Here is a 1297-nt window from a genome sequence, read left to right on the forward strand (position 1 = left end):
AGTGGCTGTTACTCAATCGAGTAGCAGTTTTTTAGTGCAAAAAAATAACCAGCTCATATTTGAGTTGGTTAATATTTGTAAACATGTTTCGGGTCTATCCTACAAATGACGAAATAATCATCACTATTGTAATAACCATGTATCCTAAATTTTGTTCTATCTTTTCCCAAATGAAACATTTTTCTTTTGCAATCATTGAAGATCTCTTCATTTTTAGGTCCATGCGGCCCTTCAGTTCTTAGTAAAAGCTTATTTACTTCTGTTATTGATAATCCCTTATTGACTGTTATAGAAACAAAATTACAGAAGTCTTTATATTCACTGTATTTCATATCTTTAAACATAAAGCCACTATCTAGTTTTTCAGAAATAGCAAATTTAAAAAGAACAGTTCTATTTTCCTTAGATGTAAGTAATCCAGAACCCCTTGTATTATCAGCTTTATTCTTATCGGTTAACTTTTTGCTTTTCTTGCTACCTCTGCGTTTTTTAGTCACCGTTATAGATCCCTAAGTAAAAGTCACGCATAACACCATCATTCAAAACATTGTTGCTACGTTCGCCGTCCAAAATACCATTTCTAGCAATTTTCCAAGGGCTCTCTCGGTGTGTTAAAGCCTCTAGTTCATTCGCATCTTTATCTCCATATGTTAACCATATAGATTTTAAAAGTTCACTTATATCTTTATCTTTAATTGCATGTGCTTCGGAAAACTTATTTTGAGGAATAGGCGACCAACCGTATCTTTTGCACTCCTGATATAGTTCAGGTGAAACAGGACCATGGGCCCAAGCTTCAAAACGAGTATCATCAAATAAAGGTCTATTTAACAACGCTACTCCCCAAGCATAAGAATAGTAGCAAAGCTTCTGTAATTTTTTATCGCTCATTTGTTCCTGTCGCAGAAACCAATTAGCAATGTCAAAAATACTTAATTTTCCGTTCACTACTAGCACCTCCTTAGTAATTATTAGTTTATCTACTTAAAGACTACCACAAAATTACAGTTTTGAACTAAACATTTGCAAAATAATATTTATTTTCGAACCTTGCTAATGCTTCATTCTTCATATAATTAAACTTACTTTTTGAACATTGCCATAACTTGCAACAATCACTCACTGAATACCGCTTATTTATAACATACTCATTAAGGATAAAACTATAGTGTGGATTCTTAACAGCTTTCAACGCGTCCTCAACTTGTTTAATCTGATAAGCTAGATCAACGTGATTAACCATACTTCTTTCGGTCCCATTACCATATGAATGACCAGGCATACCACTTAATACTGG

Annotated in this window: 3 protein-coding genes; all 3 read right to left on the reverse strand. The window is 33.4% G+C overall.

The genetic code is table 11. The features are described 5' to 3' along the window. Positions 1-68: 68 nt before the first annotated feature. Complete coding sequence (locus tag FC81_RS08535; RefSeq protein ID WP_057745728.1) at positions 69-497, reverse strand: MAG6450 family protein; 429 nt, start codon at positions 495-497, stop codon at positions 69-71. Next, a complete protein-coding gene (locus FC81_RS08540) occupies positions 490-948 on the reverse strand; it encodes a Panacea domain-containing protein (RefSeq protein ID WP_083478802.1) in 459 nt (152 codons plus the stop codon). The genes FC81_RS08535 and FC81_RS08540 overlap by 8 nt, the downstream gene beginning before the upstream one ends. Before the next feature lie 67 nt (positions 949-1015). After that, the coding region (locus FC81_RS08545) for a hypothetical protein (RefSeq protein WP_057745733.1) at positions 1016-1297 on the reverse strand (282 nt) is incomplete at its 5' end.

Source organism: Liquorilactobacillus capillatus DSM 19910 (genome assembly GCF_001434915.1).
GTDB classification, from domain to species: domain Bacteria; phylum Bacillota; class Bacilli; order Lactobacillales; family Lactobacillaceae; genus Liquorilactobacillus; species Liquorilactobacillus capillatus.